Here is a 17,556-nt window from a genome sequence, read left to right as displayed (position 1 = left end):
CGTAAAATTTCATACAAATGTTTCAGGGATGACGTTTTTGTGACAATCCTCCCTCATGGCCCCCCTGCGCCATATAAATCAAAGACTTGCCAAAGCCCCGAAAACCCTGGGATGCACGCCTTTTGCCCTGTTTTTTTCAGGGAAGATTGTTACCGATGAGCAGCTAGTGCATCGATTACCGAGGTTTTCTGGCATAATCGCGCCCCCTTACGACCGGGTCAGAAAACCTTCATGATCGATTTATTCAGCGGACTGGATGCTTGGGTTCTCGTGAGCCTATTGCTCGCCCTGGCCTTTGTCCTCGCCTTCGAGTTCATCAATGGCTTTCATGACACCGCTAACGCGGTGGCCACAGTCATCTATACCAAAGCCATGCCGCCGCACCTGGCCGTGTTCTTCTCCGGGGTGTTCAACTTCCTCGGCGTGTTGCTCGGTGGTGTCGGTGTCGCCTACGCCATCGTGCACTTGCTGCCGGTGGAGTTGCTGATCAATGTGAATACAGGCCATGGCTTGGCCATGGTCTTCTCGTTATTGGCGGCGGCAATCACCTGGAACCTGGGCACCTGGTACTTCGGTATCCCCGCGTCCAGCTCCCACACCCTGATCGGTTCGATCCTCGGTGTCGGCCTGGCCAATGCCCTGATCAATGACATCCCCCTGGCTGACGGTGTGAACTGGCAGAAAGCGGTGGATATCGGTGCCTCCCTGGTGTTTTCGCCGATGGCCGGTTTCCTGGTCGCAGCCCTGGTGCTGATCGGCCTGAAATGGTGGCGACCGCTGTCCAAGATGCACAAGACCCCGGACCAGCGCCGCAAGCTCGATGACAAGAAGCACCCGCCGTTCTGGAACCGCCTGGTCCTGGTGATCTCCGCCATGGCCGTGAGTTTCGTGCACGGTTCCAATGACGGCCAGAAAGGCATTGGCCTGATTATGCTGGTGTTGATCGGTATCGTGCCGGCGCAGTTCGTACTCGACCTGGGCAGCACCACTTACCAGATCGAACGTACCCGCGACGCTACCGTGCACTTGAGCCAGTTCTACCAGCGTAATAACGCCACGCTCGGCGAGTTCCTGGCCTTGGGCAAAAGCGTGAAGAACGACCTGCCGGGCAAGTTCCAGTGCAACCCACAGCAGACCGAGCCGACCATCAACGCGCTGGTGGACACCTTGAAGGGCGTGTCCGACTATCACTCGCTGAGCGCTGACCAGCGCATTGAAGTGCGTCGCTATTTGCTCTGCCTGGATGACACCGCGAAGAAAGTCGGCAAGCTGCCAGGCCTGGATGCCCGTGAGAAGTCCGACCTCGACAAGCTGCGCAAAGACCTGACCGCCACCACTGAATACGCACCGTTCTGGGTCATCCTCGCCGTTGCTCTGGCCTTGGGCCTGGGCACCATGGTGGGCTGGAAGCGCGTGGTACTGACCATCGGCGAGAAGATCGGCAAGCAGGGCATGACCTATGCCCAAGGCATGTCGGCGCAGATCACCACCGCGACCATGATTGGTTTTGCCAATATCTTCGCGCTGCCGGTGTCCACCACCCACGTACTGTCGTCGGGCGTGGCCGGCACCATGGTCGCGAACAAAAGCGGCCTGCAAGGTGGCACCGTGAAAACCATCCTGATGGCCTGGGTACTGACCCTGCCAGCCACCGTCGCCCTGTCGGCCGGTTTGTTCTGGTTGGCCTCCAAGGCGCTGGGCAGCTGATAACCCAGCCGCAATAAAAAAGGTGCGATCCGCAAGGGTCGCACCTTTTTTATTGCCAGATGCCAAACCCATCGTGCCCACAGCGGCCCCTCATTGACCAAATTACAGGCAAAAAAAAGGGCGACCGAAGTCGCCCAAAATGCCTTGCGTGCTCATGTACCTGGAAAACCCTATGGTTTTTTTCGCTTGTTCGCGTCTTTCCAGATAAAAATTCCAAACCCTACAAAAAACATCACCATGAGGCTTACAGTCAGCACTCCGGCAAACACCACATTATCGATGAACATGACCGGCCTCCTGCACTTGCCCTGTTGCGATAGGGCTAAGTTAATGGAGAAGGCGGATTGGAAAATTGACGGGGATCAATGTCGCCCGCAACGGGGCGTAAAGAAAGGCAATAACTGACCTGCATCAATGGATGCAGGCTGTTTCAACGCTTTTTCGGTTTGTTCTTCGGCTTTTTCTTAACTTTACCCAATGGCATTGCCTGTTCAAAGGCCTGGCGCACTTCATTCAGGCGCTTGTCATTGAGGTCATGCACGCGCTTGGCACGTTCGGCATTCAGGTCAATCAGCTTGTCGTCTTCACTCATGGCTTGGCTTACGTCGTGGAGGGAATGGCTCAATAATGCGGCCTCCCCCGCCCAACGGCAAATCAGCCGGCGACAAAAGGCAGGTCATCGCACAAAATCGGTACTTTATCGAACCGGAGATGCACCCAGGTGGCACTGCACAAGGACCTTCCGCCGTTGCTGGCCCTGCGCGCCTTCGAAGCCGTGGCGCGGCATTTGAGTTTTATCAAGGCGGCGACCGAGTTGTCGGTAACCCAGAGTGCCCTCAGCCATCAGGTGCAGAAACTTGAGCAGCATCTGGGGAAACCGCTGTTTATCCGACGCACCCGCGCCATCGATCTGACCATCGACGGCCAGCAGTACTACGACGAGATCCGCCCGGCTCTCGACGCCATCGCCGCCGCCACCCGCGCCCAGAAAACATCGCCCAGCACCACCGTGCTGCGCGTCGGCCTGCTGGCATCCTTCGCCACACTGTGGCTGGCACCGCGTCTGGCCGGGTTTCTCAACCGCTATCCGCATATTCAAGTGGAGTTGCTGCCGTCGATTCAATTAGCCAACGTCGCTGGCGCGGAGGTAGACCTGGCCATTCGCTACGGCAAGGGCGACTGGCCCGATGTGCAGGCCACACGATTGATGCCGGAAGTCATCTCGCCGGTGTGCAGCCCGACATTCAAGGCAATGCATGACAGCCCGCTGCTGATGGCCACTTCGCACCGCCCCTTTGAGTGGACCGATTGGTCCGAGCACTTTCAGGTCGACCTCGCCCATCATCCCCGCGTGCTGCTGCACGACTACAACATCGTGGTCGAAGCGGCCGTGGCCGGCCAAGGCATCGCCATGGGCCGTCATCGCCTGATCGAGCGCCGGCTTCAGGACGGCAGCCTGGTGGAAGCCTTCGACTGGCCACCCTATCGCAGTGACATCGGCTACTGGCTCATCGCCCCCCAAGGTGCAACCAGCGACGCCGCCGCGTGTTTCAGCCAGTGGTTGAAGGAAGCCTGCGCCGACGCGTGAGTTTTTTCGATACGTTGCGTGAGATCTATCCGTTTGTCGCTCATCGACGCAACCCACATGCTCAAGCCTCCCGAACACAGAGGATTGATCATGAGCGACTCCATCCGCCAACGCGTGCAAGCCCTGGGCCTCACACTGCCCACGCCCAGCCAGCCGATTGCCAACTACATCAACCACGTCGCGAGCCAGCACCACCTGTTCGTTTCCGGGCAGATTCCCCTGTTGGACGGCAAACCGGCCTACGTAGGTCGGTTGGGTGAGTCCGTCAGCGATGACGAAGGCGCACACGCGGCAGAGCTCGCGGCCCTCGGCCTGCTGGGGCAGTTGAGCGATGCCTTGGGTGATGACCTGTCGCGCCTGGTGCGCACCGTGCGCCTGGGGGTTTTTATCGCCAGCAGCGGTGATTTCAAACAACAGAGCGTGGTTGCCAACGGCGCCTCCAACCTGCTGGTCAACGCCCTCGGCGAAAAGGGCCGGCACGTGCGGACCGCCGTAGGCGTTTCCAGCCTGCCCGCCGGCGTGGCAGTGGAGGTGGACGCGATTTTCGAGCTGCGCCCGTGAGCCCGCTCGACGTGCAGCACCTGCGGGATGAAACGCCTGGTTGTCAGTCCGGCATCGTGCACTTCAACCATGCCGGCGCCTCCCTGCCCAGCCAGGCGACCCTCGACGCGATCATCGAGCAACTGCAACGGGAAGCCCGTGACGGCCCGATGGAGGCCGGCGAGCATGGCGCGGTGCTGGCGGAAAAAGCCCGCCGTGCTGCCGCGCAACTGCTCAACGCCCCCGCCTCATCAATCGCATTTGCCAGCAGTGGCTCGACCGCCTGGAGCATGGCATTCCAGGCCTTGGGGCCTTGGCAGCCGGGCGATCGCATTCTGGTCGGCCGCCATGAATGGGGCGGCAACCTGGCGAGCATGGAACTGGCGGTGCAAGCGGGGGCGCGGGTGGAAGTCATCCCTTGCGACGACAGCGGTGCAGCCTGCCCGCTCGCGCTGCAGGCGATGATCGATGCCAGGGTGAAGTTGATCGACCTGACCTGGCTGCCGGCCAACGGCGGCCTGATCAACCCCGCCCAGGCTATCGGTGAAGTCGCCAAGCGTCATGCCATCCCCTACTTCATCGACGCCGGCCAAGCCGTCGGCCAGGTGCCGGTGGATGTGCAAGCACTGCACTGCGATGTGCTCAAGTCGGCCGGACGCAAGCACCTGCGCGGGCCACGTGGCACAGCACTATTGTATGTGCGGGGGGATTTCCTCGAGCGGCTGAGCCCCGCTCAGCGTGATGTGTTTTCAGCGCCCTGGACCAACCAGGGTTTCGACCTGCGCAACGACGCACGGCGTTTTGAAACCAGCGAGACATCCTTTGCCTTGCTGGCGGGGCTGGGCAATGCGTTGCAGGAAATGAATCGGCTGGGCATCGAGCGCGTCTGGGAGAGGGTTTCGCGCACCAGTGAGCGAATCCGCGAGGCATTACGGGGGATGGCGGGCGTTACCCTGCATGACCTCGGCACTCGCCAATCCGGCTTGATCGCCTTCAACCTGGCCGGCTGGGATGCATTCGAACTCAAGCGACGACTGGGGTTGAAGCGCATCAACATCGGTGCCAATGGCGTCGCCTACACACCGCTGGACATGCAGGCGCGGGGCCTTGAAAGCGTGGCGCGGGTCTCTGTCAGCCCACTCAATAACGACCATGATATCGAGTTGCTGCTAGCGGCCCTGCGGGAACTGCGCGACTAGACTTCGACGTCCACCCACAGGCCCTGGCGCGGCGCGTCTTCAATCAGTGGCACGACTGGCACGGTGTTGTCGGCGTTGAGCAGGTCCCCCGGAATGGCCAGGTGCTGCTCCGGGTCTTCATCGGCTTCACGCCGACGTTTCTGTTGCTCCTGCTGCCGGCGCTGTTCTTCGCGCAACAAAAAGGTCGACTGCTCGGCATCGCCCTTTTTCAGGTCGATGGTGCTTTCGTTGGACCCCGGCTGAACGGGTACCACGGGCGGGATATCCGGCTTCTGGCGCACCGGATCGAGTTGTGACGTGACCGGCACAACGCTGACGGGCAGCATGGGTGGCAGCATAATGATTACTCTCCTGATCAACAGGCTTTCGGCGGGTTGCAGGGCGACTTGAGCACAGGCTCGCCAAGCTGTGACCCAGTCGACACTCGCAAGTGCCCGCCACCCGTCGATTCAATGTCCGATGCGCCTGCCAAGGGCGTAGTTTTTCTCAGAGTCCTTGGGCGTGGGGGCTTGTTCCGTTAAGATAGTCGGCTTTTTCACGGCGGGAGTCAGGCAGCATGGCGCAGCAGTATCAACCGGGGCAACGCTGGATTAGTGACAGCGAAGCAGAGCTGGGGTTAGGCACCGTTCTGGCACAGGACGGCCGCTTGTTGACCGTGCTCTATCCGGCCACTGGCGACACCCGCCAGTATGCGCTACGGAATGCGCCCCTCACTCGCGTGAGGTTTTCGCCGGGCGACTCCATCACCCATTTCGAAGGCTGGAAAATGACCGTGCAGGAAGTCGACGACGTCGACGGCCTGCTGGTGTACCACGGCCTCAATGGGCAAAACGAGCAGGTCACCCTGCCGGAAACCCAACTGTCCAATTTCATCCAGTTCCGCCTGGCCAGCGACCGCCTGTTTGCCGGGCAGATCGACCCGCTGGCCTGGTTCTCGTTGCGCTACCACACCCTGGAACACACCAGCCGCCAGTTGCAGTCGGCGCTGTGGGGCCTGGGTGGCGTGCGTGCGCAACCGATCGCGCACCAATTGCACATCGCCCGTGAAGTCGCTGACCGTATTGCGCCACGGGTACTGCTGGCCGACGAAGTGGGCCTGGGCAAGACCATCGAAGCGGGCTTGGTGATCCATCGCCAACTGCTGTCGGGCCGCGCCAACCGTGTGTTGATCCTGGTCCCGGAAAACCTGCAGCACCAATGGCTGGTGGAGATGCGCCGCCGTTTCAACCTCCAGGTTGCGCTGTTCGACGAAGAACGCTTTATCGAAAGCGATGCCACCAACCCGTTCGAAGACACCCAATTGGCCCTGGTGGCCCTGGAGTGGCTGGTGGACGACGAGAAGGCCCAGGACGCGCTGTTCGCTGCCGGCTGGGACCTGTTGGTGGTCGACGAAGCCCACCACCTGGTGTGGCACGAAGACAAAGTCAGCCCGGAGTACGCGCTGGTCGAACAGCTCGCCGAGGTCATTCCTGGCGTGCTGCTGCTCACCGCCACCCCGGAACAGCTGGGCCAGGACAGCCACTTCGCGCGCCTGCGCCTGCTCGACCCGAACCGTTTCCACGACCTGAAGGCCTTCCGCGCCGAAAGCGAAAACTACCGCCCGGTCGCCGAAGCGGTGCAGGAGCTGCTGGACAAGGGTCGCCTGTCACCGGCGGCGCACAAGACCATCCAGGGTTTCCTCGGTAACGAAGGTGAAGCGTTGCTCACCGCCGTCAACGATGGCGACACCGAAGCCAGCGCACGCCTGGTGCGCGAGTTGCTCGACCGCCACGGCACCGGCCGCGTGCTGTTTCGCAACACCCGCGCCGCCGTGCAAGGCTTCCCCGAGCGCAAGCTGCACGCCTACCCTCTGCCGAACCCGGACGAATACCTGGAGTTGCCGCTGGGCGAACACGCCGAGCTGTACCCGGAAGTCAGTTTCCAGTCGCAGCCGGACGTCGAGGACGACAACCGCTGGTGGCGCTTCGACCCACGGGTCGAGTGGCTGATCGACCAACTGAAAATGCTCAAGCGCACCAAGGTGCTGGTGATCTGCGCACACGCCGAAACCGCCATGGACCTGGAAGACGCCCTGCGCGTGCGCTCCGGCATCCCGGCCACGGTGTTCCACGAGGGCATGAACATCCTCGAGCGTGACCGTGCCGCCGCCTACTTCGCCGATGAAGAGTTTGGCGCCCAGGTGCTGATCTGCTCGGAAATCGGCAGTGAAGGCCGCAACTTCCAGTTCTCCCACCACCTGGTGCTGTTCGACCTGCCGTCCCACCCGGACTTGCTGGAACAGCGGATCGGCCGTCTGGACCGGATCGGCCAGAAGCACGTGATCGAACTGCACGTGCCGTACCTGGAAACCAGCCCGCAAGAGCGCCTCTTCCAGTGGTACCACGAAGCGCTGAACGCCTTCCTCAATACCTGCCCAACCGGCAACGCCTTGCAGCACCAGTTCGGCCCACGCCTGCTACCGCTGCTGGAAAACGCCGACGACGGCGAATGGCAAGCCCTGATCGACGAGGCCCGTGCCGAGCGCGAGCGCCTGGAAGAAGAGCTGCATACCGGGCGCGACCGCTTGCTCGAACTCAACTCCGGCGGCGCGGGTGAAGGCGATGCGCTGGTGGAAGACATCCTTGAGCAAGACGACCAGTTCGCCCTGCCGATCTATATGGAAACCCTGTTCGACGCGTTCGGCATCGACAGCGAAGACCATTCGGAAAACGCGCTGATCCTCAAGCCCAGCGAAAAAATGCTCGACGCCAGCTTCCCCCTGGGTGACGACGAAGGTGTGACCATCACCTACGACCGTAACCAGGCGCTGTCGCGTGAAGACATGCAGTTCATCACCTGGGAACACCCGATGGTGCAAGGCGGCATGGACCTGGTGTTGTCGGGTTCGATGGGCAACACCGCCGTGGCGCTGATCAAGAACAAGGCACTCAAGCCGGGCACCGTGTTGCTGGAACTGCTCTACGTCAGTGAAGTGGTTGCGCCGCGCTCGCTGCAGCTGGGCCGTTACCTGCCGCCGGCCGCACTGCGCTGCCTGCTGGATGCCAATGGCAACGACCTGTCCAGCCGCGTGTCGTTCGAAACCCTCAACGACCAGCTGGAAAGCGTGCCACGCGCCAGCGCCAACAAGTTCATCCAGGCCCAGCGCGACCAGCTGACGCCGCGGATCAACGCCGGGGAAGAGAAGATCACCCCGCGCCACGCCGAACGCGTGGCCGAGGCCAAGCGCCGCCTGGCAGCGGACACCGACGAAGAGCTGGCGCGCCTGACTGCATTGCAAGCAGTCAACCCGACCGTGCGTGACAGCGAGCTGGTTGCCCTGCGCACCCAACGCGAGCAGGGCCTGGCCATGCTGGATAAGGCGGCGCTGCGACTGGAAGCGATTCGGGTGTTGGTCGCGGGTTGATCACCTCCCTGCCCGGTTAAAAAAGGCCCGCGCAATGCGGGCCTTTTTATTTGCCTTGAGGGCCTCATCGCGGGCAAGCCCGGCGCCCACAGTTGAAATGCATGCCCCTGTGGGAGCTGGCTTGCCTGCGATAGGGTCGCCTCGGTTTCAAGCCGTAGCCGCAGCAGCCGGCACCTCAACCACCCCCAACCCATCCTTCATCCGCTTGGCATCGCGCACAAAACTGCGCGACGCCTGGAACAGGAACAGCATGGTCAGGAACAACGCCACCGGAATTAGATACATGGCGTCATGCAACCCAACCGCCTTGTAGGCCTCGGTCATCTGCTCGGCCCCCGCCGCATACATCGCCGAGTGGGCGAAATGATCGGACAAGCCGCCCACCACGATCGGCCCCATGCCACCGCCCAGCAAGTACAAGCCGGCGAAGAACAGTGCCATGGCCGTGGCCCGCAGACGTGGCTCGACCACATCCTGGATCGCCGTATACACGCAGGTGTAGAAGTTATAGGCGAACAACCAGCCCACACTGAACAGCGCCACGAACACACCGATCTCGATGCGCCCGGCGTGCAATGCCCAGGCAGTGGTCACGGTGGAAATGATCAGGCTGAACGCCGCGAACAACAGCCGGCCGTTGGCGACGCGTTGATGGATCTTGTCGGCGATCCAGCCACCGAGGGTCAGGCCGACCAGGCCAGTGATGCCGACGATGACACCGGTGGCGACGGCCGCCTCTTGCAGCGGCATCAGGAAGTAACGCTGCAACATCGGCACCAGGAACGAGTTACAGGCATAGGTGGCGAAGTTGAAACACAGCCCGGCCAGCACCAGCCACAAGAAAGTCGGCACTGCCAGCACGCGCCGGATCGGGCGGTCGACGCGCTCCTGGGAGACTTGCACGGATTCCGCTGCGCCGCGCTTGGGTTCCTTGATAGCGAACATGAACACCGCCAGGATCAGCCCCGGCACCGCCGCGATAAAGAACGGTGCGCGCCAACTGTCGAACGCCTTGACCATCCAGCCGATGGTGAAGAACGCCAGCAACAACCCCAACGGCAGGCCCAGCATGAAAATCCCCATGGCGCGCGCGCGACGGTGCGCCGGGAACAGGTCGCCAATCAGCGAGTTGGCGGCCGGCGCATAGCTGGCTTCGCCAATGCCGATGCCCATGCGCACCAGCAAAAACGTCCAGAAACTGCCGACCATGCCGTTTACCGCCGTCAGACCGCTCCAGGCGAACAGGCCCCAGCCCATCAGTTTGCTGCGCGAGCCGGTATCGGCCAGGCGCCCCAGGGGCAGGCCGGCAATGGCGTAGACGATGGTAAAGGCAGTGCCGATGATGCCGAGCTGAAAGTCGCTCAGGTGCCATTCCATGCGGATTGGCTCGATGATAATCGCCGGGATGGTGCGATCGAAGAAGTTGAACAGATTGGCGAGGAACAGCAGGAACAGAATGCGCCAGGCATTCGCCGCTTGGGTCGAGTTCTGCATGGGTCCGTCTCTTTTATTGTTATGAGAGCTGCGATGCCCGATGCATCCTGCCCGGTACCTGCAACATAGTCAGGCAGGCGACGCTTGTCTGTAATGATTCGTAAAGCTGATAGGGCATGATTTCACCCGGCAGCGCGGGACTTTGCCGACAAAAATATAAGTGCGCGCCCCCCTTCCCAACGGCCATGGCACGGATAGAATGGCGAGCCTTCCGTAGCATCCCCCCTTACTTTTTCTTATCGATGACGCCCATGTCCGAAGCCAGTCCGTGTCTGAATTGCGGTGCCTGCTGTTCACACTTTCGTGTGTCTTTCTTCTGGGGTGAGTGCGCCTCGTCGGGGGGCACGGTGCCCGATGACCTGGTGGTGCAGATCAACCCTACCCGCGTGGCAATGATCGGCACCGACCAGAAACCCGCGCGCTGCTGCAGCCTTGAGGGTGAGGTGGGCAAAGGCACGCGCTGCACAATCTACGAGCAGCGCTCGAGCGTGTGCCGTGAATTCGAGTCTTCGTGGTACCAGGGCGTACAGAATGTCGATTGCGATGCAGCACGTGCAGCATTTGGCCTGGCGCCGCTGGAACCACCGTTCGAGTTGGACCTGCCCATCAGCGCTTAGCATCAAACGCTATGGGCGGCATGCCAAAATCATAGAGAAGCAAAGTGCCATTACCGCTTGCGAATTCTCCCGCGCTTCTATACTGGACATCATAGGTCATCGCCTAGGGCTGTGACGTGACGCTATGACAGGACATGCTATGGAATGGCTAGGTCTGCACTTTTTTACCGAGCTTCCAGAGAGCGGGCACTTATTACTCAACTGCAGTCATAACCCCTTTCTGGTGCTGCTGGCCTACCTGGTCGCGTGCGCGGCAGGTTTCGGCACGCTGGACATGGCCGAACGTGTCGGCCATGTCGAGGACCCTACCGCGCGTCGCCACTGGCGCTGGCTCGGCGCCGGGTGCCTGGCGGGCGGGATCTGGTCCACTCACTTCATCAGCATGCTGGCGTTCCAGGCGCCTATTGCGATTCACTACGACCTGTTGATGACGTTCGCATCACTGCTCATTGCCTTGGTCGCTTCGCTGTTCGCAATGCAAACCTTGAGTCATTCCAACCTGCGGTTTCACCAATATTTGCTTGCGTCCATTTGGATGGGGATCGGCATCGCCCTGATGCACTACGTGGGCATGTCGGCCATGCGTTCCCAGGCGCAGATGTATTTCGAATCAGGATTGTTCCTGGCGTCGGTGGGCATCGCCATGGGTGCCAGCCTGGCCGCGTTACTGCTGTCGAGTTATTTGCGCGCCGGCACCGGCGTGTTCCACCAGTTGCTCAAATACGCCGCCAGCCTGGTCCTGGGCGCCGGGATCCTGACCATGCACTTTACCGGCATGGCCGCCATGCAATTAATTGTCCCCACCGGCGCTGACCTCTCGTTACCGTTGAATAACAACCCCATTCAACTCGGCTTGTCAGTGGCGGCGATCACGCTCCTGGTCATCGGCAGCAGCATCAGCGCCGCCCTGGCCGACAAGAAACTCCAGCACAAGGAACGCGACCTGCGACGTGTCAACGCCTTGCTCAGCGAACTCGACCAGGCGCGCGCGTCCCTGCAACAAGTGGCCCATTACGACGCCCTCACCAGCCTGCTTAATCGCCGGGGCTTCAACCAGATATTCGCTGAAAAACTCGCCGAAAAAACCGCCTCTAACGGGATGATGGCGGTTATCTTCCTCGATATCGACCATTTCAAACGTATCAACGACAGCCTCGGGCATGACGCTGGCGACCAGTTGCTCACCGCCTTGGCCGGGCATATAAAAGGTTCGGTGCGCAGCCATGCGGATGTGGTTGCACGGTTTGGCGGCGACGAGTTCTGCATCCTGATCAGCATCCACCACCGCGACGAAGCCCGTCACTTGGCCCAACGCATCATGCAGCAAATGAAAGAACCGATCGAACTGGCCGGCCGGCGCATGGTGATGACCACCAGTATCGGTATCAGTCTGTTTCCCGATGACGGCGTGACCTGCGAAGAGCTGCTGAAAACCGCCGACCTGGCGCTGTACCAGTCCAAGGACACGGGGCGTAACAGCCTGAACTTCTTCAGCTCCAACCTGAAAACCCGCGCCTTCCTCGAACTGCAACTGGAAGAAGAACTGCGCGGCGCCCTGCGCGCGCGCAACCAACTGGTGCTGTTCTACCAACCGATCTTTGACATGAAACAGGGCAAGGTCACACGGCTGGAGGCCCTGGTGCGCTGGCAACACCCCCAGCATGGGTTGCTGGCACCCGACCGGTTTATCGGCATCGCCGAGAGCAACGGGCTGATTGCCGAACTGGACCACTGGGTGCTACGCCAAGCCTGCCATGACCTGAGCCTGCTGTCTGACCGTGGCTACACCGGGCTGACCATGTCGGTAAACTGCTCGGCCCTGAACCTGGCCCGTGACGAGTTGGCGGATGAAATTGAAGACGCCCTGCGCTTCAGCGGAATCGGCGCCAACCGCCTGGAACTGGAAGTCACCGAAAATGCGCTGATGGGCAATATCAGCAGCACCCTGGCCCTGTTGCGCCAAATCCGCGCGCTGGGTGTATCACTGGCCATCGACGACTTTGGCACCGGCTATTCGTCCCTGGCCTACCTGAAACGCCTGCCCCTGAATACCTTGAAGATCGACCGCTCGTTTATCCAGGACATCCCCAAGTCCACCGCCGATATCGAGATTGTCCAGGCGGTTATCGGCATGGCCCATACCCTGCACCTCGAAGTCGTCACCGAAGGCGTGGAAACCCAGGCCCAGTTCGAGCTGTTGCTCAAGCATGGCTGTGATTTCGTCCAGGGTTACCTGTTGAGCCCGGCGGTGCCGTTCAGCGACATCATCGGTGTGATCCAGGGTATCGGCATGCGCAACCCACTCGACTCGCATAGCCCGACGGGCAACAAGGACAGCAGCTCGCCGAAAAAGCCGTCCCCAAGCCTAGGGGGCTCCACGTCGATCGTCAGGCCAATTCGCTGACGCCGAATCTTTGGCATTTCGCCATCATTTGCCTAAAGAACGCCGACGAACGGCCGATTCATCAGAGTCCGGCCAGGTTTTGCCCCGAAAACACTGGGGTTCAACCCACTCGTCCAGGACAAGGACGCACTGTAAAGTCGCGAACTCCCATTCCGTGATGGCCACTTGATACTCTTCAGCCATCCGCCCAGGCACATGGCGCACAATGACTTCTAAAAATAATTCTGCCACCGTGGTATCCGACGTGTTGCTCCCAGCTCCTGCGGACAAGCCCTCAGGTTCAAAGTCATTGAGCACGCCTCGCCCGCTGGCCACCCAGCAATACCTTTACTTCACCGAAACCAATACCGACCGCATCCTCGACAACCTCGACGGCCTGCGCGACATGGTGTTCCCGCGCCCGCCTCACCTGGAAGGTGACAGCGATCCGCGCAACGAGCAGGAATTTCCCTCGGTGTGCTTGATCGGCCTGGGCCGCTGCGGTTCGAACATCGCGCTGGACGTAGCAGAGTTGGTGTACAACGCCCGCAAGTTCTACTTGAACGAATTCAGCAACGAAGACAAGTCTCAGGACAAAGGCTACAGCCCCGCCCAGTGGCTCCGTAACAACCTGCGCCTGGGCAGCGGCAAGGCCAGCAAACCGGTGTTCCTGGTAGAGCCGCTGGTGATGCTCGGTGACTTGGACAAGGACATTGCCGGGCGCATCCGTTTCTCGCGCAAAGGCGAGAAAAGCGGCTTCCTGCGCGACTACAGCAAGATGAAAATCATGGACCTGTCGGAAGTCCATGCCGGTGGCGCCGGTAACGCGCCAATCCTCGGCCAGTACCTGGCCAAGATCATCCTCAACAAAGACACCCAGCGCTTTTCCAGCCCCGACTGGAAGATGATCCATTCGTACCTGATCGACTCGTGCGGCATCAAGGCCAACCAGTCGCGCCTCTACTTCTCGATCTTCAGCGCTGGCGGCGGCACCGGTTCAGGCATGGCCTCGGAATTCGGCCTGGCCCAGCAGCATTCGTACATGAACAAGACGTTCGATACCAAGCCAGCCGACGAGCACGACAGCAAGAGCGGACACGCCTTTGTGTTCGAGCCGATCTTCACCAGCGGTATTTGCGTGTTGCCGAATATCTCCGACCACCGCAGCGAAATGTCCGAGGCACTGCACATCAATGCCGGACGACTGCTGTGCAAATACCTCTCGGAAGAATGGGATTTCTCGTACAACTTCGCCAATGAAGACAGCAGCGAAGCCAGTGTGAAGGGCCGCATCCGGCCGTGGAACGCGATGATGCTGATCTCCAACGACATCATGCGTTATGCCGAAGAAAGCGATGACGGCAACATCCAGAACATTGACGTCAATGCCATGGAAAAACACGCCAACCAGTACATCTCGCAGCAGATCTTCAACATCCTCACCGCCCAGGCCGTGACCACCGACTACGACCAGAACTACTTCCGTCGCGCCGGTATCGACATCGGCGAAACCATCCGCCTGGATGCCAACGACCTGTTCATGAGCCTGGCCGGCCCGGTGGCGATTGCCTACGCAGAATCGGTGGTCCCGGAAACGCCGGCACCGTCGAACGACAAATTCAAGGTGTTCGAGAAAGAACCACAGCGCCTGAACATCGATGACCTGTTCCTCCGCTCCATCGACCTGCCGCACTTCAACAAGGTCACCCAGGCCATCGAAGGCATCAGCCTGTTGCCGATCGAATCCAAGCGCTACAAGGCCTCCCTGGAGCAGTACAAGAACTCCGGCTACGACGCGGCCGCACTGCATGACCTGCACTTCTTCAAGAACTGCTCGTCGGTGGTGTCCATCGTGTCGTTGCCCAAGGACTACAAACTGTCCTACATGGACCTGAACCGGCTCAAGACCCACCTCAACAGCCTGTTTCCCAACACCACCCTCAAGCGCTACGCGCTGGTGATCGGCGCCTCGGCCAACCTGTCGTTGACCACCCTGATCGCGAAGAGCCCGTGCCTGTCGGATGACTTCCTCACGCTGATCGTGGCGTTTATCAAACGTTGCTTTGCGCGCAACCCTTACCGCTTTGACGACACCCTGGACAACTCGATCCTGGACTTCATCATCCACGAGGACTTCGACGAAGACCGTATCGACGAACTGCTCAACGAGTTCGAGAACCCGGCAAAGATCCTCGATACCAACTGGTATGCGATCAAGCCGATGTATGAAAAGAAGTACCGCGAATTGATCAACGACAAAGAGAAGTTCGTGTCGATCAATGACATTCGCCTGTCACGGGACTGCGTGAAGAAGGCGATCAAGTACCTGCGCGAGATTTACCGTCACCGGATCGGCAAGACCAAGGTCATCTCGTTGAATAACCATACTGGCAAGACAGCCTGACCGAGTTGCGCCCTTCGCAGGCACGCCAGCGCCCACAGGTGGAATGCATTTCAACTGTGGGCACGGGCTTGCCTGCGATGACGGCCTGGATTGCCCCGAAAACGGATAGCCTTGCCACATCCCGAAACAATCCCACACGCATTTGACCGCCCGCCAAACTGTTCCCATGACGTGCGCGTCACCCTCGTCTGTGACCTTTCTCTACGGCAAGATGCCATCACCGCTTCCGCAGTTACCCCGCTACACACTTGCGACGGCAAAAAATGCGCACCTTTTTCGTGCAGCGCTTTCCTACGCCGCCCTTTCCTGGATCAGAATCCACGGCGATACCACCACCGCCCACAGGCTCGGATCACGCGCCACCAGGTCCAATGCCCGCGTCGCAGACACCTCGCCCAGGGTCCCCGCGGCCAGCCAGGCAGCGACTTTGTCGCGGTTGTCCTCGGCCATTCCCTCGGCGGCCTCGATCAAATCCAGACCGGCGTCGACCCACAATAGGGCACCCTTGGCAAAGAACGGCTCAAGCTCCTTCCAGGAAATTTCGGCGGTTTCACCGAGCAGCTTGGCATAGAGGGTGCTAGGTTCTTGCGTCATGGGAGTTCACCTTGGGAAAAAATCGGCGCAATCATAGCGTCACGCCTCAAGCAGAAAAACCCAGTTGCAAATGAGTTACCGATAGAAAGTGTCAGGAAAGCCAAGGATTGCCCGAAACTCTGGCATCACCCCGCCGCAATTCTGTCTTTTTCTTTCATTTAAGCGACATACCCGGGTTTTGCCCCCAGCAGCCAGCTTTTCAACCGATCAACCGGCGCTCTACACTGTACCGGTACAGTTGCCAGGGCACTGCCGGGGGGATATCCGAGATATCTGATCCGGTTCTGCAGCTCACAAGGCCGCTAGAACTATAAAAAATACAACAGTAAGAGTGGAGCACTATGAATAAGGCTACTAAGCAGATTTCCAAACTGTTTGCCGCTATGGTCCTGGCTGGGGTTGCCGGCCATTCGTTCGCAGCCGACACCATCAAGATCGGCATCGCCGGGCCCAAGACCGGTCCAGTGACGCAATACGGTGACATGCAATTCATGGGTGCCAAGCAAGCCATCGCCGATATCAACGCCAAGGGCGGTGTTGATGTTGATGGCAAGAAATTGCTGCTTGAAGCCAAGGAATACGACGACGCTTGCGATCCTAAACAAGCCGTTGCCGTCGCCAACAAAGTGGTCAACGACGGCGTCAAGTTCGTGGTCGGCCACCTGTGCTCCAGCTCCACTCAGCCAGCCTCCGACATTTATGAAGACGAAGGCGTGATCATGATTACCCCGGCTGCCACCAGCCCGGAAATCACCGCACGTGGCTACAAGCTGATCTTCCGTACCATCGGCCTGGACAGCGCCCAAGGCCCAGCGGCCGGCAACTACATCGCCGACCACGTGAAGCCTAAAATCGTTGCCGTCCTGCACGACAAACAGCAATACGGTGAAGGCATCGCCACCGCCGTCAAACAGACCCTCGAGAAAAAAGGCACCAAGGTTGCCGTATTCGAAGGCCTGAACGCCGGCGACAAAGACTTCTCCTCGATCATCCAGAAACTCAAGCAAGCCAACGTCGACTTCGTCTACTACGGCGGCTACCACCCTGAGCTGGGCCTGATCCTGCGCCAAGCCAAGGAAAAAGGCCTGAACGCCAAGTTCATGGGTCCAGAGGGCGTCGGCAACGACTCCATCTCGCAAATCGCCCAGGGCGCTTCCGAAGGCCTGCTGGTGACCCTGCCTAAATCCTTCGACACTGACCCGGCCAACAAAGCCATCGTTGAAGAGTTCGCCAAGAACAAGCAGGACCCAACCGGTCCGTTCGTGTTCCCAGCCTACTCGGCCATCGAAGTGATCGCTGGCGGTATTACCGCTGCGAAGACCGAAGACACCGCGAAAGTGGCAGCCGCCATCCACGCGGGTACCTTCAAGACCCCTACCGGCGAACTGAGCTTCGACGCCAAGGGCGACCTGAAGGACTTCAAATTCGTGGTCTACGAATGGCACTTCGGTAAACCAAAAACCGAAGTTTCCCCTCAGTAAGCCAGGCGTTACTGGTCAACAAGCCCACTGTGAGAGCAGTGGGCTTTGTTTTACGAGGTTTATGGGCCTGACACCCGCGATCCGGGCGCTGGCTCACCTGAAAATCTTAAAACCGTCACCAGCGGTTCGCTGGCAAACGCTTTGTG

At 60.1% G+C, this 17,556-nt stretch carries 14 protein-coding genes; 9 read left to right on the top strand and 5 right to left on the bottom strand.

What is annotated here, in order from left to right:
* Nucleotides 1-231: 231 nt before the first annotated feature.
* Nucleotides 232-1,707: an inorganic phosphate transporter gene (locus ATH90_RS06910; RefSeq protein ID WP_034103966.1), complete on the top strand. Its 1,476-nt coding sequence runs from the start codon at nt 232-234 to the stop codon at nt 1,705-1,707.
* A gap of 170 nt (nt 1,708-1,877) precedes the next feature.
* On the opposite strand, the gene ccoM is transcribed toward ATH90_RS06910, so the two are convergent.
* Nucleotides 1,878-1,994 carry a cytochrome c oxidase subunit CcoM gene (ccoM, locus tag ATH90_RS29700; protein WP_010212341.1) on the bottom strand — a complete coding sequence of 39 codons (117 nt, stop codon included), beginning with the start codon at nt 1,992-1,994 and terminating at the stop codon, nt 1,878-1,880.
* A gap of 143 nt (nt 1,995-2,137) precedes the next feature.
* A complete protein-coding gene (locus ATH90_RS06905; RefSeq protein WP_141537463.1) occupies nt 2,138-2,332 on the bottom strand; it encodes a hypothetical protein in 195 nt (64 codons plus the stop codon).
* Nucleotides 2,333-2,428: 96 nt separating this feature from the next.
* Here ATH90_RS06905 and ATH90_RS06900 point away from each other — a divergent pair, with 96 nt between their 5' ends.
* From ATH90_RS06900 to ATH90_RS06890, 3 genes are all read left to right on the top strand, one after another.
* Nucleotides 2,429-3,295, top strand: coding sequence for a LysR substrate-binding domain-containing protein (locus tag ATH90_RS06900; protein ID WP_098465927.1), 867 nt, complete (start codon nt 2,429-2,431; stop codon nt 3,293-3,295).
* Nucleotides 3,296-3,385: 90 nt separating this feature from the next.
* On the top strand, nt 3,386-3,856 hold the full coding sequence (locus ATH90_RS06895; RefSeq protein ID WP_034103960.1) for a RidA family protein: 471 nt from the start codon (nt 3,386-3,388) through the stop codon (nt 3,854-3,856).
* A complete protein-coding gene (locus tag ATH90_RS06890) occupies nt 3,853-5,034 on the top strand; it encodes an aminotransferase class V-fold PLP-dependent enzyme (RefSeq protein ID WP_098465926.1) in 1,182 nt (393 codons plus the stop codon). Before ATH90_RS06895 ends, ATH90_RS06890 begins: the two co-directional genes overlap by 4 nt.
* On the opposite strand, the gene ATH90_RS06885 is transcribed toward ATH90_RS06890, so the two are convergent.
* Nucleotides 5,031-5,372 (bottom strand): hypothetical protein, encoded by a 342-nt coding sequence (locus ATH90_RS06885; protein WP_034103958.1) that lies wholly within the window; start codon nt 5,370-5,372, stop codon nt 5,031-5,033. The genes ATH90_RS06890 and ATH90_RS06885 overlap by 4 nt on opposite strands.
* Nucleotides 5,373-5,590: 218 nt before the next feature.
* On the opposite strand from ATH90_RS06885, the gene rapA reads away from it, so the two are divergent.
* On the top strand, nt 5,591-8,437 hold the full coding sequence (gene rapA / locus ATH90_RS06880) for an RNA polymerase-associated protein RapA (protein WP_034103956.1): 2,847 nt from the start codon (nt 5,591-5,593) through the stop codon (nt 8,435-8,437).
* Nucleotides 8,438-8,584: 147 nt separating this feature from the next.
* Here rapA and ATH90_RS06875 read toward each other — a convergent pair whose 3' ends face one another.
* Nucleotides 8,585-9,931 carry a spinster family MFS transporter gene (locus ATH90_RS06875; protein ID WP_034103954.1) on the bottom strand — a complete coding sequence of 449 codons (1,347 nt, stop codon included), beginning with the start codon at nt 9,929-9,931 and terminating at the stop codon, nt 8,585-8,587.
* A gap of 251 nt (nt 9,932-10,182) precedes the next feature.
* On the opposite strand from ATH90_RS06875, the gene ATH90_RS06865 reads away from it, so the two are divergent.
* The 3 genes from ATH90_RS06865 to ATH90_RS06855 all read left to right on the top strand — a co-directional run bounded on the left by ATH90_RS06865 (nt 10,183) and on the right by ATH90_RS06855 (nt 15,335).
* Nucleotides 10,183-10,548, top strand: a complete 366-nt coding sequence (locus ATH90_RS06865) for a YkgJ family cysteine cluster protein (protein WP_069022195.1) — start codon at nt 10,183-10,185, stop codon at nt 10,546-10,548.
* A 139-nt stretch (nt 10,549-10,687) separates the two neighbouring features.
* Nucleotides 10,688-12,952, top strand: a complete 2,265-nt coding sequence (locus tag ATH90_RS06860; RefSeq protein ID WP_034103950.1) for a putative bifunctional diguanylate cyclase/phosphodiesterase — start codon at nt 10,688-10,690, stop codon at nt 12,950-12,952.
* A 205-nt stretch (nt 12,953-13,157) separates the two neighbouring features.
* Nucleotides 13,158-15,335, top strand: a complete 2,178-nt coding sequence (locus tag ATH90_RS06855) for a hypothetical protein (protein ID WP_098465925.1) — start codon at nt 13,158-13,160, stop codon at nt 15,333-15,335.
* A 291-nt stretch (nt 15,336-15,626) separates the two neighbouring features.
* Here ATH90_RS06855 and ATH90_RS06850 read toward each other — a convergent pair whose 3' ends face one another.
* Entirely contained in the window at nt 15,627-15,929 is a 303-nt protein-coding gene (locus ATH90_RS06850; protein ID WP_034103946.1) for a DUF2288 domain-containing protein, read from the bottom strand.
* 341 nt (nt 15,930-16,270) lie between these two features.
* Between ATH90_RS06850 and ATH90_RS06845 the strand changes: the two genes are divergently transcribed.
* On the top strand, nt 16,271-17,410 hold the full coding sequence (locus ATH90_RS06845) for a branched-chain amino acid ABC transporter substrate-binding protein (RefSeq protein WP_034103944.1): 1,140 nt from the start codon (nt 16,271-16,273) through the stop codon (nt 17,408-17,410).
* The last annotated feature ends 146 nt before the right edge of the window (nt 17,411-17,556 follow it).

It is taken from the genome of Pseudomonas lurida (genome assembly GCF_002563895.1).
GTDB classification, from domain to species: domain Bacteria; phylum Pseudomonadota; class Gammaproteobacteria; order Pseudomonadales; family Pseudomonadaceae; genus Aquipseudomonas; species Aquipseudomonas lurida.
This window is presented reverse-complemented; position numbering and strand designations above follow the sequence as displayed.